A 23,146-nucleotide genomic window follows, 5' to 3' on the forward strand; every position below is an offset into this window, starting at 1 on the left:
GCTGCGCCGGCCCTCCTGGTGCGCCAGCTCCGCTGGTGCGCCGGCCCCGCACCCACCCACCTACCACCCGCCCAGGAGGCACCATGACCCAGGAGCCCACCGCGCTGAGCGCCGCCGAGGTCCAGGCCGTCCGCGCCGACTTCCCCTTCCTTGCCCGCCCCGGCCGCGACGGGCGGCCCCTGGCCTACCTGGACTGGGGGGCCACGTCCCAGAAGCCCGAGGTCGTCATCGCCGCCGAGGCCGAGTTCTACCGCCGCTCCAACGGGGCCGCCGGACGCTCCACCTACCAGCTCGCCGACGAGGCCACCGCCGCCCTGGAGGACGCCCGCCAGGCGGTGGCCGCCTTCGTGGGGGCCCGCGGGGAGAACCTGGTGTTCACCAAGAACGCCACCGAGGCCATTAACCTGGTGGCCCTGGCCGTCGGCCACGCCAGCGCCGGGCGCCCGGCCGCGGGCGGGGCGGGGCACCGCGCCGACGACGACCCCTCCCGGCGCCTGGCCCTGCGCGGCGGCGACGAGATCGTGGTCACCCGCGCCGAGCACCACGCCAACCTGGTTCCCTGGCAGGAGCTGGCCGCGCGCACCGGCGCCACCCTGCGCTGGCTGGACCTGGACGCCCAGGGGCGCATTGACCTGGGGACCCTGGACGTGCTGGGCGAGCGCACCCGGATCCTGGCCCTGACCCACGCCTCCAACGTCACCGGGGCGGTCAGCCCCCTGGAGCAGATCCTGCCCCGGGCCCGCCAGGTGGGCGCCCTGGTGCTGCTGGACACCTGCCAGTCCGGCGCCCACCTGCCCCTGGACTTCGCCTCCCTGAGCGCCGCCGGGGTGGACGCCATGGTGCTCTCCAGCCACAAGATGCTCGGCCCCACCGGGATCGGCGCCCTGGTGGCCACCACCGACCTGCTGGCGGCCATGCCCCCGGTCCTGACCGGCGGCTCCATGATCGAGGTCGTCACCATGGGCTCCTCCACCTACATGCCCCCGCCGGCCCGCTTCGAGGCCGGCAGCCAGCCCCTGGCCCAGGCCGTGGGCTGGGGGGCCGCGGTGGACTACCTGGCGGGCATCGGCCCCGGCCGCCTGCACGCCACCGAGCGCTCCCTGACCGCCAGGCTCCTGGAGGGTGCCAGCAGGGTGGAGGGCCTGCGGGTCCTGGGGCCCGGGGACACCGAGCAGCGTATCGGCGTCGTCTCCTTCGACCTCCAGGGGGTCCACCCCCACGACGTGGGCCAGGTCCTGGACGCGGTGGGCGTGGCCGTGCGCACCGGGCACCACTGCGCCCAGCCCCTCCACGCCCACTTCGGCGTCCACGCCTCCTCGCGCGTGTCCCTGGGGCCCACGTCCACGCCCCAGGAGGTGGACCGCTTCCTGGAGGCGGTGGCCTCCGTCCGCTCCTACTTCCAGAGGTGAGCATGAACGACCTCGACCAGCTCTACCAGCAGGTCATCCTCGACCACTCCCGCGAGCGCCACGGCGAGGGGGACGTGGACTCCCCCCACGCCACCAGCCACCAGGTCAACCCCACCTGCGGGGACGAGGTGGACCTGGCCCTGCGCGTGGAGGACGGCCGCATCACCGCCCTGGGCTGGCACGGGCAGGGCTGCTCCATCTCCCAGGCCTCCATATCGGTCATGCACGACCTCGTCTCCGGCGCCGACCTGGCCACCGTGGCCCGCTTGGAGGCCGACTTCGACGCCCTCATGCACTCGCGCGGGCGGGGCGTGGAGGACACCGTCCTGGACGACCTGGACGACGCCGCCGCCTTCGAGGGGGTCTCCAAGTACCCCAACCGGGTCAAGTGCGCCCTGCTGGGGTGGATGGCCCTCAAGGACGCCCTGGCCAAGGCCGGGGCGGTCCTGGAGCGTCCCGGGCAGGACGGGCCTGCCGGCCCCTCTCCCGCCAGCTCCGCGCCCGCCGCCGTCAGCCCGGCCGACCACGACGACACCGACCCCCAGACCCCCAAGACCAAGGAGGACCTATGAGCACGAGCCCCGTCGGGAGCGACAACCCCATGGCCGCGCAGCACACCCCGGAGACGGCCGAGCTGGCGGCCGCGGACGCGGCCGCCATCGAGGAGGCCCTGCGCGACGTCATCGACCCCGAGCTCGGTATTAACGTGGTCGACCTGGGGCTGCTCTACGGCACCTCGATCGAGCCCGACGGCACGGTGGTCCTCGACATGACCCTGACCACCGCCGCCTGCCCGCTGACCGACATGATCGAGGAGCAGGCCCAGCAGGCCCTGTCCCTCATTGCCGACAGGGTCCGGGTGCAGTGGGTCTGGCTGCCGCCGTGGGGCCCGGACAAGATCACCCCCGAGGGGCGCGAGCAGCTGCGGGCCCTGGGCTTCAACGTCTGAGCCCGGGCCGGGGCCGTGCCCCGTGAGCCCCTTGGCCTCGTGCCAGGGTGCCCCAGCTGGTGGAGCTGCACATTCTTTTTACAAACCGCGATCATAGAATCGCGGGATCACGCGGATCTGTGAAGCGGCCTGGGGTCCGGAAGGCAGGATGAATGTGCAACGCGGGCGCCGTTGCACATTCATTGTGTTCCTGGACGTCTTCTGGGCCGGGATATCGTTGGAATGACGCCACTGGCCCTGCCGGGACCCCAGGATGAATGTGCAACGGCGCGCCTCAGGGCAGGTCCGGGTCCGCGACCCCCAGGACGGCCTCGCGCAGGACGCGCGCGTGACAGCGGACCCGGTCGTGGGCCGCCACCAGGAGCGTGACCCGGCCTGACAGCGCCCGGCGGCGCAGGTCGGCGACCGCCTCGGCACCAGGGGTGCGGCCCAGCTCGGCGCGGTAGTCCGCCACGAACTCCGGCCACGGCACCGTCCCGTCGTGCAGGCCCCGGCGCAGGCCGGTGCTGGGGGTGGCGTCCTTGGCCCACCCGTCCAGGGCCGCCCGCTGCCTGCTCACGCCCCGGGGCCAGAGCCGGTCCACCAGGACCCGGTACCCGTCGGCCTCCGCCGCCTCCTCCCGGATCCCCTTAATGACGACGTTCTCGGCCGCAGGAAGACTGCTCATGGCCCTACCCTAGCCCCGGCAGGCCGGGGGTGGGACCACCTTGCCGTCACGCACCCGGTGCCTGGAGCGCCCTGGCGGAACGGACCGCGGCGACCAGGGCCGCCAGGGGGAGCAGCCAGGGCCCGAGCCGCCACGCGGGGGACAGGACGTAGTCGCCGTACTCGTAGGCGAGGCTCGCCACGGCGGCGACGGCGCCCCAGGTGAGGGCGCACGCCCCCGAGGTGAGCGCCGCGAGCCCGTGGCGGCCCCGCCGGGCCTGACGGACCGCCGGGTACATGCACGCGGCGAAGACCAGGGCGCTGACGGCCATGAGGGTCGTCAGCACCGTCGGGTCGGGGACCGTGCCCAGGGGGGGCGTAGTGCGCCTCGCTGTCGCGGGCCGTCCAGTGCCCGGCCAGCTGGTCGACCAGGGCCGCGGCCGCCAGGACGACGCCAGCAGCCACCGCCGCCCGGGCAGGCGCCCCGGCCCGGGCGCGGGACTGTGTCGAGGTCTCTGTCATGGGTACTCCTTCTGCGACTGACCGGAGGACGTGCACGCAGGCTCCTCAGAGGAGCCCGGCGCCCCAGGCGCGGGCCGCCCGTGCCTCGCCCTCCTCAAGGGGACCCCGGGAGCCCGCGACGAAGCTGCGGGTCCCCACGCTCCTGGGCCTGAGCATCCTGGCGACCCGCCTGGCGGCCGACCCGCTGACCCAGTTGCGCCGGGTGACGGTGTCAATGGCGAGCACCCGCGTCCCGTCCGGGATGGTGGCGGCACCCAGCCACTCGCGCATCCCGGGCTCCTCAGGCGACCCGCCCCTGGTCCGGGCCGAGTGTCTGGAGGCCGGGGTCGGCAGCCCCCGGTTGTGGGTGGGGGCCGCCAGGACGAGCAGGGAGACGTCGCCCGGCACCGTTAATGCGGCCCGGGCGGCCGGGACGACGTCGGCCTGGGCCCCGCCCTCCCGCAGGCCGGCGGCGACCTCCTCGGCCAGCACCCGGGTGCTCCCGAAGCAGGACTCCACGATCAGCAGCGCCTTCATTACTCCCTCTCCTTGACTCCTGGCCCGGTGGACCGGTGCGGCGGCCTGGGCGCCGCGGCACCCGCTCATCGTGAGGTGTGACGCCACGTCGCACGCAAACCGTCACGGGGCGGGCTCGCGCCACCGCCTGATCGCGGCGAAGAACTGCTCCTCCAGGGCGGCGGTGACGCGGTCGTCAGAGGAGTCCACGGCGGCCAGCAGCCGGAAGAACGACCTCACCAGGTCCTCGTCCACGGTGCGCGCCAGCTGCCTCAGGAGGGCGGCATCCAGGTAGGACTCCAGGCGCCTGACGGCCTGCCCGGCTCTCCGGGCCACCTCCTCGTCGGACAGGCAGGCCGGGTCCTGCCCGTAGGCGGCCAGCGCCTCGGCGTCCTTCAACGGGTCGGGCCCGTGGAAGAGCGCCTCGGCCTGCGGCGGCATCTGGCCGCGGTAGCAGGCCAGGTCGGTGACGTCGCGCTCGCGGCGCACCGCGGCACGGGTGCGCTCGTCGGGTGCGGCGGCCTCCAGGCGGTCGAAGAAGGAGACCATTGCCGTAGGCATGGGGGAGACCGTCATCCCCTGCCGGGCCCGCTCCAGCAGCCCGGCCAGCATGTCGCGCTGCCGGGTCACCTCGGCCAGGTGTGCCTGGGCGGCCTCCAGCGCCCCGGCTAGGTCCTCCACCACCGGGTCCGTGGCCTCCTCGGTACCGGGCACGGCCTCGGTACCGGGCACGGCGCGGGTGACGTCAGCCGCTCCGCCCGCGCCGCTGGCAGGCTCCGCGCGCCCGCCGGGCCCGCCTGCACCAGGCTGGCGGGCGCCAGGGCGGTGGTCTGCACTGGGTGCGCGCCCGCCGGGCCCGCCGGGCGGGTCGGTGCGCTCAATAATCCGGCCGACGGCCGCCAGCGGGACGCCAGCCTGCACCAGCCAGCGGATCCGTGACAGGCGGGCCACGTGGGCCAGCTCGTAGTCGCGCCACCCGCCGCGCTCGGGCGGTACGGGCAGCAGCCCCAGGGAGTGGTAGTAGCGCACCGTGCGCACCGTGGTCCCGGTCAGCCTGGCAATCTCCGCAACACGCACGCCCACAGTGTGGCACGCCCCGGGGCAGTACGGCCTGGAGGGTGTCCGTACGGGCGTCCGCCCATGCCCCCGTCCGGGCCTCCGTGCACGCCCGGGCCCGTGCACCACCGCCTGCGGGGACGGGGCCCGCGCCCGGGCACGCCTCACCGGTACCTGCCCCCGCCCCGGCTCCCCCGTCCGGGCCCGGCGACAGGCGCTCGTCAGGTGGTCAGAGAACACGGAGGGCCCTTGGCGCCCACGCCCGGGCCCGGCGACGGGGTGACGGGGCCCGCACCGGGCGGGGTACCCTAGAGGGGTGTTCTACGACCTGCTGTACAAGACCGTCTTCAGCCGCATCGACCCTGAGCTGATCCACGACATCTGTATGGAAGGTATCGCGCTCACCGGCAGGATCCCCTTCCTGCGCGACTGCGTGCGCCAGGCCTGGGGACGCCGCCCCGCCTTCCCCGTGCCCAGCGCCAACCAGGGCGGGCCCCTGGCCCGCCCCGTCCCCGGCGTCCTGGGGCTGGCCGCGGGCATGGACAAGGAGGGCAGGGCCGTGGAGGGCCTGGACCTGCTGGGATTCGGCTTTATCGAGGTCGGGACCTTCACCGCCCGCGCCCAGGAGGGCAACGACAGGCCCCGCATGTGGCGCTACCCGGCCACCCGCGCCCTGCGCAACCGTATGGGCTTTAACAACCCCGGGGCCGACGAGGCCGCCAGGCGCCTGCGCGCCCTGCGCTCCACCCGCCGGGGCCGGGCCGTGGTAGTGGGCGCCAATATCGGCAAGACCAAGGTGACGCCGCTTGAGGACGCCGTGGAGGACTACCGCTACTCCGCCGCCGCCGTGGCCCGCTGGGTGGACTACCTGGTGGTCAACGTCTCCAGCCCCAACACCCCCGGCCTGCGCAGCCTGCAGGCCGTGGAGTCCCTGCGCCCCATTCTGGCCGCCGTGCGCCAGGCCGCCGACGCCGCCGCGCACCGGAGGGTGCCCCTCCTGGTCAAGATCGCCCCCGACCTGGCTGACGCCGACATCGACGCCGTCGCCGACCTGGTGGTCGACATGGGCCTGGACGGGGTGGTGGCCACCAACACGACCGTCAACCACGACCTGGGGGAGGGCGGCCTGTCCGGCGCGCCCCTGCTGCCGCGCTCCCTGGAGGTGGTGCGCCGCCTGCGCGACCGCCTCGGTGAGGGGCCCACGATTATCGGGGTGGGCGGGATCAGCTCGATCATGGACGCCGAGCTCATGCTCGACGCCGGGGCCGACCTGCTCCAGGCCTACACCGCCTTTATCTACAACGGCCCGGCCTGGCCCGGCCGCATTAACCGCGCCCTGGCCACCCGCCGCCCGGCCCGCTGAGCACCCGCCCGCCCGTGGCGGGCCAGCTGCTGCTGGCCGGGGCCCGGGGCGCCTTAGGCGGGACGCGGGTTGGGGGACTGGGTCCGGTCGGGGTCGCGCTCGACCACCTCGCCCAGGGCGGCGTCAACGGCCTCCATGACGTCCTGGGGCAGGCTCACGCCGCAGGCCTGGACGTTCTCCGCCAGCTGGGAGGGGCGGGAGGCGCCCACGATGGCGGCCGAGACGAAGTCGTGCTGGAGCACCCAGGCGATCGCCAGCTGCGGCATTGACAGCCCCACGTCCTGGGCGACGGGCCGCAGCGCCTGGACCGCGCTGAGCACCTCCGGGCGCATCCAGCGCGCGATCATCCTCGCCCCGCCGCGCGAGTCCGTGGCCCGCGAGCCCTCCGGCGCGGGCTGGCCGGGCAGGTACTTGCCCGACAGGACCCCCTCGGCCATGGGGGACCACACGACCTGCCCCATGCCCAGCTCGCTGCAGGCCGGGACCACGCGCTCCTCGATGACCCGCCACAGGGCCGAGTACTGGGGCTGGTTGGACACCAGGCGGAACCCCATCTGGCCAGCCAGCTCCTGGCCGGAGCGGATCTGGTCCGCCGTCCACTCCGAGACCCCGATGTAGAGCGCCTTGCCGCTGCGCAGCACGTCGGCGAAGGCCGCCATGGTCTCCTCCAGCGGCGTCTCGTAGTCGTAGCGGTGGGCCTGGTAGAGGTCCACGTAGTCGGTGCCCAGGCGCCGCAGGGAGGCGTTGAGGCCCTCCATAATGTGCTTGCGGGACAGGCCGACGTCGTTGGCGCCCATGGGACCCACCGGCCAGTAGACCTTGGTGAAGATCTCCAGGGACTCGCGGCGCTGCCCCGCCAGGGCCCGGCCCAGGACCTCCTCGGCGGCGCCGTTGGCGTAGACGTCGGCGGTGTCAAAGCTCGTGATCCCCAGGTCCAGGGCCGTGTGGACGCACTCGATGGCGGTGTCCGCCTCCACCTGGGAGCCGTGCGTGAGCCAGTTGCCGTAGGTGATCTCCGTGATCTTCAGCCCGGAGCTGCCAAGGTGTCGGTACGCAACCATGGCCCAACTCTAGCGATCCGGGGCACCTGCCGGGCCCAGGGCCGCACCCGGGGCGGGCGCTGAGCGAACGGGGCTTGACATACGGCGGGACGCCGGGCCCGGTCAGCTCGGGTACTGGCCCCGGCTCACCTGCGGCTTGGGGATGCGCATGATCCGCATCGTGGTGTAGCGGCTGAAGGTGTACCACCGCAGCCTCCTGGCGGCGGAGACCTTCTGCGCGCCGAACTTGGCCACCAGGCGGCGTCGCAGGCGCCACCAGCACACGAACAGGTCCACGATCATGGCCATGAACGCCAGGTAGATGAACAGCATGGTGTACCCGACCCACAGGCGGACCTGGGTGCTGACGAACTCGGCGCTGATGAACATGGTCAGCATGATCGCGAGCATCCCCAGGGGGAGGGCGAGCTCGCCGATGCTGTAGCGCGCGTCCACGTAGTCACGGATGTACCGCTTGATCGCCCCCTTGTCCCGGGTGGGCATGTAGCGCTCGTCGCCGGCGCGCATGCCCTCCTGCTGGCGCTTCCAGGCGGCGTCGCGGGCGGCCCGCTCCTGCCTCCTGGCCTCCTTGCGGTCGGTGGGCACCACCGGGTGCACGCCGCGTGCCTGCGCCTGCCTGCGCTTGGGGGTGGGGCGCCCCTTGCGGGCGCTCTGACCGGGCCTGAGGGGCGCGGGGGAGGGGGCCGGATCCGCCGGGGGCGCCTCGTCGTGCTTCTTGAACAGCTTCACGTCCCCAGGGTAGCCGGTGGCGCGCGATACCCTGCGCACATGAGCCCAACCACCCCCACCGTGAGCGTGGACGCCGTCCGCGCCGCCGTCCACGACTCCTTCCCGGCGGTCGTCTCCGACCTGACCGACCTGGTGGCCATCCCCTCGGTCTCGGCCGACGGCCACGACCAGGCCCAGGTGGCCCGCTCCGCGCGGCACGTGGCCGGCCTCCTGCGCCAGGCCGGGCTGGAGGCCGAGGTCCTGTCCGTCACGGGGCCGGGGGGCGTGCCCGGGCGGCCCGCCGTCCTGGCCCACCGGCAGGGCCCCCAGGGCGCCCGGCGCGTCCTGCTCTACGCCCACCACGACGTCCAGCCCGTCGGGGACCCGCAGGGGTGGGCCCAGCCCGACCCCTTTACCGCCGTGGAGCGCCACGGGCGCCTCTACGGGCGCGGCAGCGCCGACGACGGCGCCGGGGTGGTGGCCCACGTCCACTCCCTGCGCACCCTGCTGTCCCTGTGCGGTGAGCTGCCCTGCACCGTGACCGTCTTCATCGAGGGTGAGGAGGAGGTCGGCAGCCCGTCCTTCCGGACCTTCCTGGAGACCTACCGGGACCGCCTGGACTCCGACGTCATCGTGGTGGCCGACTCCTCCAACTGGACGGTGGGGACCCCGGCGCTGACCACCTCCCTGCGCGGCGTGGTCCAGGTCGACGTGCGCCTGGACACCCTGGACCACGCCCTGCACTCCGGCCAGTACGGCGGCCCGCTGCCCGACGCCGTGACCGCCATGTGCCGCCTGCTCGCCACCCTGCACGACGAGGCCGGGGACGTGGCCGTCCCGGGCCTGGTCGCCCGCCCCGAGGCCGCTCCCGGCTTCCCCGAGTACACCGAGGCGGCCTTCCGCGCCGACTCCGGGGTCCTGGAGGGGGTGGAGCTCGTGGGGACCGGCGACCTCACCGCCCGGCTGTGGACCAAGCCGGCCCTGACCGTCATCGGCATGGACGTCACCCCCCTCCACCTGGCCGGCAACGTCCTGTCCCCCTCCTGCACCGCGCGCCTGTCCCTGCGCATCGCCCCCGGCCAGGACCCGCTGGCCGCCCGCCAGGCCCTCGAGGCCCACCTGGCCGCCCACGTGCCCTTCGGGGCCAGGCTGACCCTGAGCTGCGGGGAGACCGGCCCCGCCTTCCAGGGCTCGGCGGACACCCCGGCCGGGCGGGACGCCTGCTGGGCCCTGTCCACCGCCTGGGGCACGGGGGCCGTCACCATCGGCCAGGGCGGCTCGATCCCCTTCATCTCCACCCTCCAGCAGACCTTCCCCGACGCCCAGGTCCTGGTCACCGGCATCGAGGACCCCGACACCCGGGCCCACAGCGAGGACGAGTCCATGCACCTGGGCGACCTGGAGAACGTGGTGGTCGCCCAGACCCTGCTCCTGGCCCGCCTGGGCGGCGCTATCGCCCCGTGAGCGGGACGGGCTGAGCGTGCGCGTCCTGCTCGCCCCCGGCGGGATGTACCCCGAGCCGCGGGGCGTACCGCTGGCCGGTGCCGGCACGGGGCTGCCCGCCCACCGGGTGGCCCGCGCCCTGGCCGACGGCTGGGCGCGCGCCCGCCCCCGTGACGTGCTGCGCCTGCTGGCCCTGCCCGACGGCGGGGCCGGCAGCGCCGCCTCCTGGCCCAGGGGGGTGACACGCTCCCACAGGCTCGAGGTGGCCGGGCCCCTGGGCGGGGAGCGCCCGGTGGACCTCCTCTGCCTCACCGCCCCGCGTCAGGGCGCCCCCCAGCCGTCCACCTGGTTCCTGGACGCCGGGAGCCTGCTGGCCCTGCCCGCCGACCCCCACCAGGCGGGCCTGCACCTCCTGCGGGGCTCCAGCCGCGGCCTGGGGCAGGCCCTGGCGGGGGCGCTGGACCTTGTCGGCGGGCGGGACACGCTGGTGGTGGGCCTGGGACGCAGCGCCGTGCACGACGGCGGCTCCGGGCTCGTCCAGGCCCTGGGAGGGGTGGAGGGCGCCCGGGACGTCGCCTCCGGGCGCGACCTGGTCCTGGCCCTGGCCGACACCACCGCCCTGGGCGGCGTGGCCGGTGCCGGCCGGGAGCTGGCCGGCCTGACCGACCTGGAGCCCGCGGTGGTCCAGGAGGCCGACCGCGCCGCCTGCACCACCGCGGTGGCACTGGCCGCCGGGCTGTCCGGGCCCGCGCCGCGGCCGGTACACCTCGTGCCACGAGGGCTGGCGGAAGGCGAGGTGGTGCGGGTCACCGCCTGGGGCACGGGGGCGGCGGGGGGATGCGCCCTGGTGCTGCGGTCCCTGGGGGCGCGGGCCCTGCCCGGGCCGCGGGTCATCTCCGGCCTGGTGGGGCTGGACCAGGAGGTGGCCGGCGCGGACCTGGTGGTGACGGCCGTGGGGGAGGCCTACACCCTCCTGGAGGACTCGGTGCCGGTGGTGGCCGGCCAGGCGGCCGCGTCCACGGCCCTGCCTGCGGTCCTCGTGGCTGGCCGGGCCCGTCTGCCCCGGTCCGAGCTCGCCCAGGCCGGCCTGGGCGGTCTGCTCACCCTGGGCCAGGGGTGGCCGGACCCCCACGGCCTGGAGGAGGCGCTGCGGCGCGCGGGCTCCCGGCTGGCCCGTACCTGGTCGCGCTGAGCCGCGGGCCCGGCGCTCAGGCGGGACGCCAGCGCTCAGGCGGGGGGCGCGACCGCCGTCGACCCGCGCACAATGAGGTCCGGGGTGAAGAGCATCTCCACCTCGGCCACCTTCTCGCCGCGGATCTGGTCCAGCAGGGTGCTCACCGCCGCCCGGCATATCCTGGCCACCGGCTGGCGCACCGTGGTCAGCGGCGGGCTGGTCATGGGGATGAGGAGGGTGTCGTCGTAGCCGATGACGGATATGTCCCGGGGCACCGTCAGCCCCTGGGAGCGCGCCCCCTGGATGACGCCCAGGGCGATAATGTCCGAGGAGCACACCACCGCGGTACAGCCCTGGGCCAGGAGCGCCTGGGCGGCGGTGGTGCCGGACTCGTAGGAGTAGAGCGTCTCCACGATCCGCAGGCGCTCACCGGGCAGCCCCGCCTCCATGGCCTGGACGTAGCCTGAGCGCTTGCGCTGGGCGGGCACCATGCGGGCCGCCCCCATGGCCAGCCCGATCCGCCGGTGGCCCAGGCCGATCAGGTGCTCCACGGCCATGCGGGCCGCCGTCCGGTCGTCGGTGGCGAAGCCCGGGGCGGTCACGGTGGGGGCGTTGCCGTTGACCAGCACGATCGGCACCCCCCGCTCCCGCAGGCGGTGGTAGCGCGTGACGTCGCCGGTGGTGTCGGCGTGGCGTCCGGAGACGAAGATAATGCCGGCCACCCCCCGCTCGACCAGCATCTCGATGTACTCGTCCTCGCTGGTCCCCCCCGGGGCCTGGGTGCACAGCAGGGGGGTGTGCCCGCTGGAGGCCAGGAGCTGCTCGATCTCCTGGGCGAACAGGGGGAAGATGGGGTTGGACAGCTCGGGGACGATCAGCCCCACCAGGCCCTGGGAGGCCTGGTGGAGGGACTCGGGGCGCTCGTAGCCCAGCAGGTCGAGGGCCACCAGGACCTGACGTCTCGTGGTGTCGGCCACATTGTCCTTGCCGTTGAGCACCCGGGAGACGGTGGCGGTGGAGACGCCGGCCTGCTCGGCGATGTCGGCGAGGGTGATGCGCTGGGGCATGACTGGTCCTTAGTCGGTGGTCCGGGAGTCGGCACGGTAAGGGGTCGCCGTCACTGACGCGGTCCCCCGGGTGGTGCCAGGAGGACGACGGCGGATCCGGGGCCGGTGGCACCCACCCGCACGACGGCCTCCTCCTGGTCGTGCACGACGCTCACGCCGTCCAGGCAGTGGCGCTCCACGACCCCGCCGGCGGGCAGAGCGGGCAGGGGTACCAGGATACTGTCGCAGGCCCGGCGGGCCAGGACCACCAGGACGTCGCCGGCGGGGTGCGTACGGGTCCACGCCACCATGTCCGGCCCGGCGTGGACGAGCCGGGTCCCGCCCCGGCGCAGGGCCACCAGACGGCGGCGCAGGGCCGCCAGGCGGCGGTAGCGTGAGAGCACGACCTGGTCCACCGGGCCCCAGGAGCCCCGCTCGCCCACGGTCGCGCCGTCGCTGTCGCCGCCGTCCGCCCAGGGCATGGTGGTGCGGGAGTGCTCCCCGGTGCGGCCGGTGGCACCCAGCTCGTCGCCCATGAAGACGGTGGGGACCCCCGGGGCGGTGAACAGCGCCGTCGCCGCCACCAGGTGGTTGGCCCGGGAGCCCACGACGGTGCGTACCCGGGGGGTGTCGTGGGAGCACAGGAGGTTCATGGAGCGCGCCCAGGAGCTGGCGGGCAGGTGGGCGGCGTACAGGCGGACCCCCCGGAGGACGGCGTCGCCCGGCAGGTGGGGGATCGAGGTGGGGATGCCCAGCCAGGTCAGGTTGTCGGCGGGGTCCGGGTCGCCCAGCCAGCTCCACAGGGGCTCGGTGAAGCCCAGGTAGTTCATGGCCCCCTGCCACCCGGGGCCCTCCAGGTCCCGGGAGGCGTCGTAGCCGTGCTCGGCCACCAGCCAGGTGGGGCGCCCCGTGGTGTCGCTGACCTGGCGCATGGTGGCGCGCATGTCCTCGGCGACCTGGTGGGCGAGGTCCACCTGCCCCAGGCGTCCGGTCATATTGGCCACGTCCACCCTCCACCCGTCGGCCTCCACGGGCCCCGTCAGCCACTGGGCGGTCACCGAGCCGGGGCCCCTGACCAGCAGGTCGCGCAGGGCGGGGTCCTGGTGGTTGAGCTTGGGGAGGCTGGGCACGTCCAGCCAGGCGTCGTAGCGGTCGGGGTAGTGGGTGAAGGAGTAGTAGGAGACCTCGGGGGCGTCGGGGCGGGAGGTGGCCGCCCTGAACCACTCGTGGGTCACGCCGGTGTGGTTGGTCGTCAGGTCCAGCACGAGCCGCATGCCGCGGGCGTGCAGGGCCCGGCTGAGCCGGGTCAGGGCCGCGGTCCCTCCCAGGAGCGGGTCGACCTGCCTGAAGGTCGTGGAGTCGTAGCGGTGCGCGGAGCGGGCGGGGAAGACGGGGGTGAGGTAGACGGTGTCCGCCCCCAGGGAGCGGATCCAGTCCAGCCGCGAGACGACGCCGTCGAGGTCGCCTCCGTACCAGGCGGCGCTGGCGGCGTCCCCGGCGTCGGGGGGCTCGGTCCCCCAGGCGTGGGGGACGGCCCAGTCGGGGGCCTGCCGCAGGTGGCCGGAGCGGGAGAAGCGGTCGGGGAAGACCTGGTAGACGATGGCGTCCAGGACCCACTGGGGGGCGTCGTCGTGGGCCAGGACCTTGAAGTCGGTGGCGTCGGGGACGTCGTGGTCGCTCAGGCCCGCGGCGTGGTACCACAGGTAGGGGCGGGGGCCCCGGGGCTCCAGCAGCAGGAAGCGGTAGCGGTTGAGGGGGTTGAGGAGCGCCACCGTCCCCTGCCACCAGGAGCCGGCCGCCGTGGCGCCCGCCCGGGTCATGGGGGTCACGACGGGCTCGCCGTCGACCACCTGGCGCAGGATGACCTGCTCGGGGCGGCGGGCGGCGGGCACCCACAGCCTGGCGGTGAGGCGGGCGCCGGGGTGGCGCGTCCCGGTGAGGAAGGAGGGGCCGGTGTCGTGGTGGGGCTCGTCAACCAGCCCGGCACGGTGGGCGCGCGACGTCAGGCTCATGGGAGGTCCTTCTTTCGTGGGGCCGGGCGCGGGCGGCGGGCGCGACGGCGGGGGGGAACGGTCCGGGGGCGCCACCCGAACGTGGCGCCCCCGGAGCGGGAGCAGGCCTCAGCCCTTGACGGCGCCGGCGGTGGCGCCGCCGACGATGTACTTCTGGAGGAACTGGAAGAGGGCGATGACCGGGATCATGGTGAGCACGGCGCCCGCTGCGAACAGGCCCAGGTTGTTGGACCGGTCGCCGGACAGCAGGCCGTACAGGCCCACGGCCAGCGTCTTCTTGGAGTTGTCGGTCAGGAAGATCGAGCCCAGGAGGAAGTCGCTGATAATTCCGACGAAGGACAGCAGGAAGGTCGTGGCCAGGATCGGCTTGAGCGTGGGCAGCAGGATGATGCGGAAGACCTGCCAGTGGGTGCACCCGTCGATAATGGCGGCCTCGTCGAGCTCCCTGGGGATCGTGTCGAACGTGCCCTTGATGAGCCAGACCTGGCCCAGGGCCCCGCCCATGAGGGCCAGGCAGTACCCGGTGAGGGTGTTCAGGCCCAGGACCGGGACGATGTCGCCGATCTGGGAGATCATGTTGTACAGGGCGATCATGGACAGGATGGCCGGGAACATCATGATGAGCAGCAGCGCCAGCAGCCCGCCGCGGCGCCCCTTGAAGCGGAAGCGGCTGAAGGCGTAGGCGGCCAGGACGGACAGGAAGATCTGCGAGGCCGCCACGATGGAGCACACGATGATGGTGTTGAGGTACCACCGCAGGAACGGCCCGCGGGCGCCGGACAGGAGGGTCTGGTAGTTGACGAGGCTGATCCGGGTGGGGATGAGCCTCGTCGAGGCCACGGTCCCCAGGGGGTTGAACGAGGCCGAGATGACGTAGAGCACGGGGAAGGCCGCGAAGAGGATGGCGAGGACGCCGATGACGTGGCGCCAGCCGATCTCGCGGAACCAGCGCCCGAAGGGCATCCGGTTCATCTCGATCTCGGGGGCGCCGTCGGGGCCGGTGATGGATTCGGTCTTAGCCATGGTGATGCTTCCTTCCCGCGCTCAGTTGATGTCTTCGAGCGCCCTGGTGGCGCGGAACTGGATGGCGGCGAGAACGCCGGTGATGATGAACAGGATCACGGAGACCGCGGAGGCGAAGCCGTAGTCCGCGCCCGAGCCGCCGAAGGCGATGCGGTAGATCATCGAGATGAGGATGTCCGTGCCGCCGCGGGTGTACTCCCCCTCGGCGAAGGGTCCGCCCTGGGTGAGCAGCTGGATGGCGTTGAAGTTGTTGAAGTTGAAGGCGAAGGAGCTCACCAGCAGCGGGGCGACCGCGACCAGCAGCAGCGGGGTGATGATCTTCGTCGTGGCCTGGAAGCCGGTGGCGCCGTCGACCTTGGCGGCCTCCTTGACGTCGGAGGAGATCGACTGGAGGGTCCCGGTGCACACGATGAACATGTAGGGGAAGCCCATCCAGGTGTTGGTCAGCAGAATGGCGACCTTGGCCATGGTCGGGTCGCTGAGCCAGGGGATGCCCACGTGCAGCATCTGGTTGATCAGGCCGAAGTCCTTGTTGTAGAAGTTCGACCAGATGAGCAGGGAGATGAATCCGGGGACGGCGTAGGGCAGCAGGAGGAAGGACCGGTAGAGCTTCCTGCCCTTGATCCGGTCGTCATTGAGGACCAGCGCCAGGAAGAAGCCGAGGATGAAGGTCAGCAGGACCGAGCCGAAGGCGAAGGTCAGCGTCCACAGGAAGGCCTGGAAGAACTGGCCGGCGATCTTGCCGTCGGACAGCAGGCGCGAGTAGTTCGCCAGTCCGACGTTCTGCTGCCAGGACTGGGGCAGCCTGTTCCCGTTCGCGTTGACGAAGTACTCGGAGATGCCGACCTTCTGCACCGTGTAGACGTCTCCGGTCTCGGTGTTGGTGATGGAGTCCGCCGCCTCGTCGTAGACCATGGTCTTGGTGCCCTCGAAGGCGGACTTCACCCCCTGGACCTTGACGGTGGTGGTCTCCGAGACCGGCACCGTGAGGCTGGTGATCGCGTCGTAGGCGCTGTTGACGTCCGTGTGGGACAGGATGGTGTAGCCGTCGGCCCCGGTGACGAAGCCGTTCTCGACGGTGACCGTGGAGGGGTCGACCTTCTGGACGGTTTCGCCGTCCGAGCCGCGCAGGACCTCATTGGTTCCCGTGTCGACGAGGAACAGGGTGAAGGGGCCGCCCGTGGCGGAGCCCGTGGTGGCGACCGTGAGGTTGTAGATGGGCGAATCCGGTGCCTGGACGACCGAGTTGTTGGTGATGGTCGTGATGGCCTCCTCCTTGGTGTTGCGGAAGCCGTCGCCGAAGTTGGTGAAGGAGGTCTGCACCGTCATGACGATGGGGACGATGAGGAAGACCGCGAGGAAGAAGGATCCGGGGAACAGGTACTTGCCGGGGATGAAGCGCTTGGTGGAGTACAGGGCGAAGATCGCCGCGGCCGCCAGCAGCACGATCACGAGCCACGCCCACATCTGGAACTTGATGAGCAGCGGCACGAGGTAGATGGCGGCGGCCAGGGTGAGGGCGAGGACCGCGACGCGGCCGAGGATGGCGGGCACGCTGGTCGACTTCTCCCGGGGCGCGACGGGGGAGGATGTCGTCATTGTCGATGAGCCTTTCTAGCACGGGTGGTGCTTGAGGTGGGGGAGGAGCGGGGGTGGGGCGGAGTATTCCGGGCTCCGGTGACGGGGGTTCAGCCGATATTGCGCTTGATCTCCTCGCCGGCGCTCCTCATGGTCTGCTCCGGGTCGGCCCCCTTGACGATATTGGCCTGGGCCAGGCCCAGCGGCTGCCACACCGCGCTCATGGCGGGGATGGCGGGCATGGGGTCGGCTCCGGCGGCGAATTCGGCGATGGTCGCCATGTCGGGGCTGGAGGACTTGAGCTTGTCGGCCAGGTCCTTCTGGGCCGGCGGGAGCTCGTTGAGGGGGAACATGGCCTCGGCGAAGGAGGAGTCCTTGGCGACGTCGGCCACGAGGGTCTCGGCGAAGGCCCTGTTCTTGCCCTTCGAGGCGACGTAGAAGCAGTTGACCCCGGCGAAGGGCGTGGCCGTGGAGCCCTCGATGTCCCCGAAGCCCGGGATCTTGGCGATGGTGTAGTTGATCCCGGCCTTCTTGATGTCGGCGATCGCCCAGGGGCCGGAGATCAGGTAGGGGGCCTTGCCCTCGGTGAACAGGGAGATCGCGTTGTCGATGGTGATCGAGTTCCTGAGCACGCCCTCGGCGCCGAGGGCGCCGATCTTCTTGGCGGCCGCGATCGAGCCCTCGCCGCCCACGCCGAGGTCGCCGGCGAGGTAGCCGCCGTTGGCGTCCTTGCCGAACAGGTAGCCGCCGGCGGCGGTGTAGATGGGCTCCATGTTGTAGGCGTCGCCCTTCTCGCCGACGGGCAGGGACAGGACGACCTCGGTGCCCGCGGCCTGGCCGGCGGTCACCAGCTCCTCAATGGTCGCGGGGGCGGTCACGGAGGTCAGGGCCTTGTTGACGAACAGGGCCAGGGTCTCCACGGAGTAGGGGACGCCGTAGGTCTGGCCCTCGTAGGCGACGGCCCGGAGCGCGATGTCGGTGTAGTTGGCCCGGGCCTCCGCGGAGAGCGCGATGGGCAGGATGGAGCCGTTCTGGACGAGGTTGCCGATCCAGTCGTGGGCGCCGAGGACCACGTCGGGCCCGTTGCCCGCCTGGTTCGCGGTGATGAAGTTGGACTGGAGGTCATTGGCGACCGTCTGGACCGTCACCGTGATGCCCTGCTGCTCGCCCCACTTCTTGGCGAATTCGGTCAGTGAGTCGGCCTTCTTCTGGTCGGCCCAGATAACGAGGTCGACGGCGGCGTCGTGGACCACGGGCTCACCGGAGGCCTGGGCGCTGGGGGCGTCGGTGGGGCCGGAGGAGGATCCGGAGGTGGTGGAGTCGTCGCTTGAGCAGGCCGCTGCGGTGAGGGTGGCGGCGATGGCGGTCACGGACAGGAACGACCGGCGGTTGAGGATCACCGTGATTCTCCTTCGAATCGGAGGTAGTGGGTGGGGGGACGGTGCGCCCGGTGAGACGAATGTAACTCCTTCGTGCAAGGATTGCAAGAGCTTTGGAACAACTCCTTGCACGGGCCCCTCGGCCGGGCACGCCTGCGCGCCGCCCCGGGGCCAGGCGGCGTGCCGGGGCGGCGCGGGGCGCAAGGGACCCAGGCGAGGTGGCGGGGTGGCGCGCCGGGGCCTAGCGCACCGTGCTGGAGCGCAGCCAGACCGTCGTGGTGGGGGGCACCCTGAGGATGCCGTCGGACTGGTCCAGCATGTGGGAGGAGAGCAGCACCTTGGCCCCCGCGGGCAGCACGACCGCCTCCTGGGTGGTGTTGACCAGCACCAGGGCGTCACGGACCAGGAGGGTCAGCACGCCCGGGGGGCACCACCCCACCCCGGTGACAAAGGCCAGGGGGGCGTTGGCCAGGCCCCGCTCGCGGCGCAGGCTCGCGGCGTAGCGGATGGTCTCCAGCGGGGAGCAGAACTGGTAGGTCTGGCCGACCAGGGTCTGGGCGATGACCCGGGCCAGGTCGGTGGGGCGCAGGTCGCGTACCTCCTCGCCCAGGCAGACCTCGTCGCCCTGGCGGACGTAGACCACGCCGGGCAGGGAGAGCATGAGGGTCTGGAGGGCCAGGGCCCGGCGGACGCGGGTGTCGGCGTCCACGGCGAACCACCGGCGCCCGTCACCGGGGTCGGTCTCGGGACCCAGGGCGTAGCTGGGCAGGACGCGCCACATGGGCGGGGCGCCGAACCGGTCGTGCTCGCGCAGGGACCGAGAGATGTGCCGGGTGATGGAGCCCGCGTCCCACCGCACCAGCATGAAGGAGTCGTCGCGCAGGTGGTGGAACCAGTCGTCCTGGAGGTGGTGGCGCAGGTTCTGGGGGTAGCCCGCCGAGACGTCCGCGCCCAGGATCCCCTCGGGGGCGTACTCCACCAGGAGGGCCTGGATGGCCGAGACGTAGCCCGAGATACGCTCCAGGTCGGTCCGGCCGGTCACCTGCGGGGGGACGATCGTGCCCAGGTCCACGCCGTCGGAGCCCGCCTCCAGGAAGGCCTCGGCGCGCCGCAGCAGCCCCGGGCCCAGGGACTCGCGCCCCATGACCACGGGGTTGGGCTCACGGGCGGAGCGGCCGGTGACCGGCCCCAGCGCCCCCGAGACGCGGGTAATGACCCTCAGGCCGCGTTCGTGGGCCCTGGCGATAAAGGCCCGTAACGCCTCGACGTCCTTCTCCGCGTCCGGATCCACCCAGGCGGGGCGCACCAGGAGCGTCTGGAAGCCCAGGGAGCTGACGTGGGCGAGGTCGTCCAGGGCGCCGCGCAGGTCGTCGGCGGTGACCTCGGGGGATATGACCTCGTACACGAGCCCCTCCCGCCACCACTGCGACGGCCCGTTGTACGGGCGGTGGACGAGGGTGGTCGTCGTCGTGGTCACAGTACTCCCTTCCTCCGGGTGGGGAACCCGGACGGTGACCCCGGGGAGGCGGGCCGCAGTATGACGCTAGTGCCAGACCACGAGGCCACGGCCTCACGTCGGGTGGTTGACGTTATGGTAGCGCGACCGGCACTACCGTGTGGACATGCAGAAGACCTCGCCTGTGGGACCGCACACGGACCCCCCGCCCGCCGACCCGCCCGACGCGGGCCTGCCTGACGCAGTCCTACCCGCCGCTGGCCCGCCTGACGCCGTCCCACCTGACGCGGGCCCGTGCCGTCCGCCTGGGGGCGGGTACACCTGCCACGACACCGAGCGCCGGGTGCCCGAGGACCACAGCCACTCCGCGCGCACGCCCTTTGAGCGTGACCGCGCCCGGGTCCTGCACTCCTCGGCGCTGCGCCGCCTGGGCGCCAAGACCCAGGTCCTGGGCCCGGGCAGCGACGACTTCGCGCGCACCCGCCTGACCCACTCCCTGGAGGTGGCCCAGGTGGGTCGCGCCGTGGCCCAGGCCCTGGGCTGCGACCCGGACGTGGTCGACGCCGCCTGCCTGTCCCACGACCTGGGCCACCCGCCGTTCGGGCACAACGGCGAGCGGGCCCTGGACACCGTGGCCGCCGGCATCGGCGGGTTCGAGGGCAACGCCCAGACCTTCCGGATCCTCACCCGACTGGAGCCCAAGACCCTGGACGCCGCCGGGGGCTCGGTGGGCCTGAACCTCACCCGGGCCGTCCTGGACGCCGTGGCCAAGTACCCCTGGGCCCGGGGCCGGGGACCCGGGGGAGCCCGGGGCAGGAGCGCGCGCAAGTACTCCGTCTACGCCGAGGACCAGGCCGCCTTCACGTGGGTGCGTACCGACGCCCCCGGGCAGCGCCGCTGCCTGGAGGCCCAGGTCATGGACCTGTCCGACGACGTGGCCTACTCGGTGCACGACGTGGAGGACGCCATCGCCCTGGGTCTCATGGACCCCTCTGCCCTGGGCCCCCGGGAGGTCGAGTCCGTGGTGGAGGCCACCCGGGGCTGGTACGGGGAGGCGGTGGGCCGCGACGCCCTGGGGGCGGCCTGGGAGCGCCTGGCCGCCGACCCGGCCTGGATCCGCTCCTACGACGGGGGGCTGGTCGACGCCGCCGCCTTAAAGAACCTCACCAGCCAGCTCATCGGCCGGTTCGTCTCCGCCGTGGCCGCCGCCACCCGCCAGGCCTTCGGGGACGGGGACCTGACCCGCTACGCCGCCGACCTCGTCGTCCCCGCGGACACCGCCGCCGAGATCCTGGTCCTCAAAGGGGCCGCCGTGCGCTACGTCATGGCCCCCCGTGAGCACGAGCCGGTCTACCTGCGCCAGCGCACCACCCTGTTCGACCTGGCCGACGTCCTCATGGGCTCCGGCGGGTCCCACCTGGACCCGCTCTTCGCCGAGGGCTGGCACCGGGCCCGGGACGAGGGCGGCCGCCTGCGCGTGGTAGTGGACCAGCTCGCCTCACTGACCGACACCTCGGCCCGCAGCTGGCACGCCCGCCTGTGCGGCATGTTCTCCGCCATCTAGGTGTCCCTCTTGTCCCTCGTGGGAGGCTGAGCGCCGTGCAGTCCGCCCCGGCCTGGGGGCCGCCGGCGTACTCGATCCGCGCCTCCTCCAGCAGGGCCGCGTCCCCCGCCCGGGGCCGCGACGGCCCGCACTACCTGGGGCCGTGACCCCTGCGCCCCGCCTGGGGCCCGCCGTCCCGCACCGCCCGCCCCGGGGCGCACGCCCTAGGATGGGCCCATGGCGGGACTGATCAAGCGCGAGGACATTGAGGCGGTGCGTGAGCGCGCCCGCATCGAGGACGTCGCCGGGGAGCACGTCACCCTCAAGCCCGCCGGCGTGGGCAGTCTCAAGGGACTGTGCCCCTTCCACGACGAGCGCACCCCCTCCTTCCACGTGCGCCCCCAGCTGGGCCTGTTCCACTGCTTCGGGTGCGGGGAGGGCGGGGACGTCATCGCCTTCGTGGAGAAGATCCACCACCTGTCCTTTACCGAGGCGGTGGAGTACCTGGCGGGGCGGACCGGCGTCCAGCTGCGCTACGAGGAGGGCGGGGGAGTGCGCCGGGGCGTGGAGCCGGGCACCCGCCAGCGCCTCCTGGACGCCAACCGGCTGGCCGAGGCCTTCTTCACCGAGCAGCTGGCCACCCCCCAGGCCCAGGCGGCCCGCGACTTCCTGACCGGGCGCGGCTTCGACCGCCTCGCCGCCGCCCACTTCGCCGTCGGCTACGCCCCCGCGGGCTGGGACAACCTGGCCCGCCGCCTGCGCGACGCCGGCTACACCGAGCACGAGCTGGTGGAGTCCGGGCTGTGCTCCCGGTCCAGCGGCGCCCGCGTCTACGACCGCTTCCGTGACCGCCTCATCTGGCCCATACGAGACGTGACGGGGGCCACCATAGGCTTTGGGGCCCGGAGGCTCTCCGAGGCCGACCAGGGCCCCAAGTACCTCAACACCCCCGAGACCCCGGTCTACCACAAGGGGCAGGTCCTCTACGGCCTGGACCTGGCCAAGAAGGAGATCGCCCGCAGCCACCAGGTCGTCATCGTCGAGGGCTACACCGACGTCATGGCCGCCCACCTCTCCGGGGTCACCACCGCCGTGGCCACCTGCGGGACCGCCTTCGGGGAGGGGCACACCCGCCTGGTGCGCCGGCTCCTGGGGGACGTGGCCGACCCCTCCGCCGGGGTCATCGCCGGCAACCGGGCCCGCGGGGGGGAGGTCGTCTTCACCTTCGACGGCGACGCCGCCGGGCGCAAGGCCGCCCTGCGCGCCTACGCCGAGGACCAGCGCTTCGCCGCCCAGACCTTCGTGGCCGTGGACACCCGCGGCCTGGACCCCTGCGACCTGCGCCTGGCGGAGGGGGACTTAGGTATCCCCCGCCTGCTGGAGCGCCGTGTGCCCCTGTTCGAGTTCGTCATCCGCGCCGCCCTGGACGACCTCAACCTGGACACCGCCGAGGGGCGGGTCGCCGGGCTGCGGGCCGCCGCCCCCGTGGTGGCCGGGATCCGTGACCTGGCCCTGCGCCGGGAGTACACCCGCCGCCTGGCGGGGTGGGTGGGGATGCCCGAGGAGGAGGCGGTCGCCTCCGTGCGCCAGGTGCAGCGGCGCCAGCGCCGCTACGAGGAGGAGCCGGGGCTGGTGCCCGCGCCCCCGGCCGGGGCCCTGCCCCCGCCCACCGACCCCGTCACCCAGCTCGAGCGCCAGGTCCTGGAGGTCATGGTCCAGGTCCCGGTGCTCGCCGCCGAGGTCGGGGCGGACGACCTGGGCCCGGAGGCCTTCTCCCAGCCCGTGCACCGGACCGTCTACGAGGCCGTGGCCGCGGGCGGGGGCGTGGGCGCCGTCAACGACCTGGTGGACCGGGCGACCGCCGCCGGCCTGTCCCGTCCCGAGGCGGTCGCCCGGGCCACCACCCACTGGGTGGAGCGGATCCGCGCCGAGGCGCCCCTGGCCCAGGTCGCCGCGGCGGTGACCGAGCTGGCGGTGGCCCCCCTGCCGGTGCAGGCCTCCCGCGCCGACCGCGACCAGGACGAGGCGGTGCGCCGCTACGCGGCCGGGGTCTGCGGCGCCCTGGCCGCCACGGAGGTCAACCGGCGCCTGGCCGCCCTGCGGGCCCGCCAGCGGCGCATGTCCCCCACCGAGGACGGCTACCGGGAGCTCTTCGAGGAGATCGTCGGGCTGGAGAACCGCCGTCAGCAGATACTCAGGCGCTAGGCGGGCCCTCGCCCCGCGGCCCCGGGGACCGGCTCGGTCAGGGCAGCCTCCACGTCGGCGGCCGTCCGTCGCCCCACGG

Annotated in this window: 19 protein-coding genes and 1 pseudogene; 8 read left to right on the plus strand and 12 right to left on the minus strand. The window is 73.3% G+C overall.

Annotated elements, in window-relative coordinates:
- Positions 1-83 precede the first annotated feature (83 nt).
- From C3V41_RS02445 to C3V41_RS02455, 3 genes and pseudogenes are all read left to right on the plus strand, one after another.
- Positions 84-1,409 carry an aminotransferase class V-fold PLP-dependent enzyme gene (locus C3V41_RS02445; protein WP_106108954.1) on the plus strand — a complete coding sequence of 442 codons (1,326 nt, stop codon included), beginning with the start codon at positions 84-86 and terminating at the stop codon, positions 1,407-1,409.
- A 2-nt stretch (positions 1,410-1,411) separates the two neighbouring features.
- Positions 1,412-1,858, plus strand: a pseudogene (gene sufU, locus C3V41_RS02450) (Fe-S cluster assembly sulfur transfer protein SufU); the annotation flags it as partial.
- Between the two features lie 119 nt (positions 1,859-1,977).
- Complete coding sequence (locus C3V41_RS02455) at positions 1,978-2,358, plus strand: metal-sulfur cluster assembly factor (protein WP_106108956.1); 381 nt, start codon at positions 1,978-1,980, stop codon at positions 2,356-2,358.
- Between the two features lie 274 nt (positions 2,359-2,632).
- Here the strand turns inward: C3V41_RS02455 and C3V41_RS02460 are convergent, their stop codons facing one another.
- From C3V41_RS02460 to C3V41_RS02475, 4 genes are all read right to left on the minus strand, one after another.
- Entirely contained in the window at positions 2,633-3,025 is a 393-nt protein-coding gene (locus C3V41_RS02460; protein WP_106108957.1) for a DUF488 domain-containing protein, read from the minus strand.
- A 46-nt stretch (positions 3,026-3,071) separates the two neighbouring features.
- The gene (locus C3V41_RS02465) at positions 3,072-3,350 is read right to left on the minus strand and encodes a hypothetical protein (protein ID WP_254423654.1); all 279 of its coding nucleotides are present in this window, start codon (positions 3,348-3,350) and stop codon (positions 3,072-3,074) included.
- A gap of 220 nt (positions 3,351-3,570) precedes the next feature.
- Positions 3,571-4,041 (minus strand): flavodoxin, encoded by a 471-nt coding sequence (locus C3V41_RS02470; protein WP_106108958.1) that lies wholly within the window; start codon positions 4,039-4,041, stop codon positions 3,571-3,573.
- 102 nt (positions 4,042-4,143) lie between these two features.
- Positions 4,144-5,097 (minus strand): MerR family transcriptional regulator, encoded by a 954-nt coding sequence (locus C3V41_RS02475; protein WP_106110608.1) that lies wholly within the window; start codon positions 5,095-5,097, stop codon positions 4,144-4,146.
- Positions 5,098-5,392: 295 nt separating this feature from the next.
- Here C3V41_RS02475 and C3V41_RS02480 point away from each other — a divergent pair, with 295 nt between their 5' ends.
- Positions 5,393-6,439, plus strand: a complete 1,047-nt coding sequence (locus C3V41_RS02480; RefSeq protein WP_106108959.1) for a quinone-dependent dihydroorotate dehydrogenase — start codon at positions 5,393-5,395, stop codon at positions 6,437-6,439.
- A gap of 53 nt (positions 6,440-6,492) precedes the next feature.
- Here the strand turns inward: C3V41_RS02480 and C3V41_RS02485 are convergent, their stop codons facing one another.
- Positions 6,493-7,500 (minus strand): aldo/keto reductase family protein, encoded by a 1,008-nt coding sequence (locus C3V41_RS02485; RefSeq protein WP_106108960.1) that lies wholly within the window; start codon positions 7,498-7,500, stop codon positions 6,493-6,495.
- A 102-nt stretch (positions 7,501-7,602) separates the two neighbouring features.
- Positions 7,603-8,229 (minus strand): DUF3043 domain-containing protein, encoded by a 627-nt coding sequence (locus C3V41_RS02490; protein WP_106110609.1) that lies wholly within the window; start codon positions 8,227-8,229, stop codon positions 7,603-7,605.
- A gap of 39 nt (positions 8,230-8,268) precedes the next feature.
- Between C3V41_RS02490 and C3V41_RS02495 the strand changes: the two genes are divergently transcribed.
- The gene (locus tag C3V41_RS02495; protein WP_106108961.1) at positions 8,269-9,672 is read left to right on the plus strand and encodes a dipeptidase; all 1,404 of its coding nucleotides are present in this window, start codon (positions 8,269-8,271) and stop codon (positions 9,670-9,672) included.
- A 16-nt stretch (positions 9,673-9,688) separates the two neighbouring features.
- Entirely contained in the window at positions 9,689-10,843 is a 1,155-nt protein-coding gene (locus tag C3V41_RS02500) for a glycerate kinase (RefSeq protein WP_106108962.1), read from the plus strand.
- Between the two features lie 35 nt (positions 10,844-10,878).
- Here the strand turns inward: C3V41_RS02500 and C3V41_RS02505 are convergent, their stop codons facing one another.
- The 6 genes from C3V41_RS02505 to C3V41_RS02530 all read right to left on the minus strand — a co-directional run bounded on the left by C3V41_RS02505 (position 10,879) and on the right by C3V41_RS02530 (position 19,340).
- Complete coding sequence (locus C3V41_RS02505) at positions 10,879-11,892, minus strand: LacI family DNA-binding transcriptional regulator (RefSeq protein WP_106108963.1); 1,014 nt, start codon at positions 11,890-11,892, stop codon at positions 10,879-10,881.
- A 50-nt stretch (positions 11,893-11,942) separates the two neighbouring features.
- The gene (locus C3V41_RS02510) at positions 11,943-13,883 is read right to left on the minus strand and encodes an alpha-amylase family glycosyl hydrolase (RefSeq protein ID WP_106108964.1); all 1,941 of its coding nucleotides are present in this window, start codon (positions 13,881-13,883) and stop codon (positions 11,943-11,945) included.
- Positions 13,884-13,991: 108 nt separating this feature from the next.
- Entirely contained in the window at positions 13,992-14,906 is a 915-nt protein-coding gene (locus C3V41_RS02515; protein ID WP_106108965.1) for a sugar ABC transporter permease, read from the minus strand.
- A gap of 21 nt (positions 14,907-14,927) precedes the next feature.
- Positions 14,928-16,505 carry an ABC transporter permease subunit gene (locus C3V41_RS02520; RefSeq protein ID WP_106108966.1) on the minus strand — a complete coding sequence of 526 codons (1,578 nt, stop codon included), beginning with the start codon at positions 16,503-16,505 and terminating at the stop codon, positions 14,928-14,930.
- A gap of 89 nt (positions 16,506-16,594) precedes the next feature.
- The gene (locus C3V41_RS02525; RefSeq protein ID WP_106108967.1) at positions 16,595-17,884 is read right to left on the minus strand and encodes a sugar ABC transporter substrate-binding protein; all 1,290 of its coding nucleotides are present in this window, start codon (positions 17,882-17,884) and stop codon (positions 16,595-16,597) included.
- A gap of 220 nt (positions 17,885-18,104) precedes the next feature.
- Positions 18,105-19,340 (minus strand): glycosidase, encoded by a 1,236-nt coding sequence (locus C3V41_RS02530; RefSeq protein ID WP_106108968.1) that lies wholly within the window; start codon positions 19,338-19,340, stop codon positions 18,105-18,107.
- Between the two features lie 145 nt (positions 19,341-19,485).
- Here C3V41_RS02530 and C3V41_RS02535 point away from each other — a divergent pair, with 145 nt between their 5' ends.
- Both C3V41_RS02535 and dnaG read left to right on the plus strand, forming a co-directional pair.
- Positions 19,486-20,883 carry a deoxyguanosinetriphosphate triphosphohydrolase gene (locus C3V41_RS02535; RefSeq protein WP_106108969.1) on the plus strand — a complete coding sequence of 466 codons (1,398 nt, stop codon included), beginning with the start codon at positions 19,486-19,488 and terminating at the stop codon, positions 20,881-20,883.
- 216 nt (positions 20,884-21,099) lie between these two features.
- A complete protein-coding gene (dnaG, locus tag C3V41_RS02540; RefSeq protein WP_106108970.1) occupies positions 21,100-23,067 on the plus strand; it encodes a DNA primase in 1,968 nt (655 codons plus the stop codon).
- Positions 23,068-23,146: the final 79 nt, after the last annotated feature.

It is taken from the genome of Actinomyces sp. oral taxon 897 (genome assembly GCF_002999235.1).
Lineage (GTDB): Bacteria > Actinomycetota > Actinomycetes > Actinomycetales > Actinomycetaceae > Actinomyces.

Excerpts from the sequence above, each read along its gene's own strand:
- C3V41_RS02445 (WP_106108954.1), top strand. The coding sequence starts at position 84 with ATGACCCAGGAGCCCACCGCGCTGAGCGCCGCCGAGGTCCAGGCCGTC.
- C3V41_RS02455 (WP_106108956.1), top strand. The coding sequence starts at position 1,978 with ATGAGCACGAGCCCCGTCGGGAGCGACAACCCCATGGCCGCGCAGCAC.
- C3V41_RS02460 (WP_106108957.1), bottom strand. The coding sequence starts at position 3,025 with ATGAGCAGTCTTCCTGCGGCCGAGAACGTCGTCATTAAGGGGATCCGG.
- C3V41_RS02470 (WP_106108958.1), bottom strand. The coding sequence starts at position 4,041 with ATGAAGGCGCTGCTGATCGTGGAGTCCTGCTTCGGGAGCACCCGGGTG.
- C3V41_RS02485 (WP_106108960.1), bottom strand. The coding sequence starts at position 7,500 with ATGGTTGCGTACCGACACCTTGGCAGCTCCGGGCTGAAGATCACGGAG.
- C3V41_RS02495 (WP_106108961.1), top strand. The coding sequence starts at position 8,269 with ATGAGCCCAACCACCCCCACCGTGAGCGTGGACGCCGTCCGCGCCGCC.
- C3V41_RS02505 (WP_106108963.1), bottom strand. The coding sequence starts at position 11,892 with ATGCCCCAGCGCATCACCCTCGCCGACATCGCCGAGCAGGCCGGCGTC.
- C3V41_RS02510 (WP_106108964.1), bottom strand. The coding sequence starts at position 13,883 with ATGAGCCTGACGTCGCGCGCCCACCGTGCCGGGCTGGTTGACGAGCCC.
- C3V41_RS02515 (WP_106108965.1), bottom strand. The coding sequence starts at position 14,906 with ATGGCTAAGACCGAATCCATCACCGGCCCCGACGGCGCCCCCGAGATC.
- C3V41_RS02520 (WP_106108966.1), bottom strand. The coding sequence starts at position 16,505 with ATGACGACATCCTCCCCCGTCGCGCCCCGGGAGAAGTCGACCAGCGTG.
- C3V41_RS02535 (WP_106108969.1), top strand. The coding sequence starts at position 19,486 with ATGCAGAAGACCTCGCCTGTGGGACCGCACACGGACCCCCCGCCCGCC.
- dnaG (WP_106108970.1), top strand. The coding sequence starts at position 21,100 with ATGGCGGGACTGATCAAGCGCGAGGACATTGAGGCGGTGCGTGAGCGC.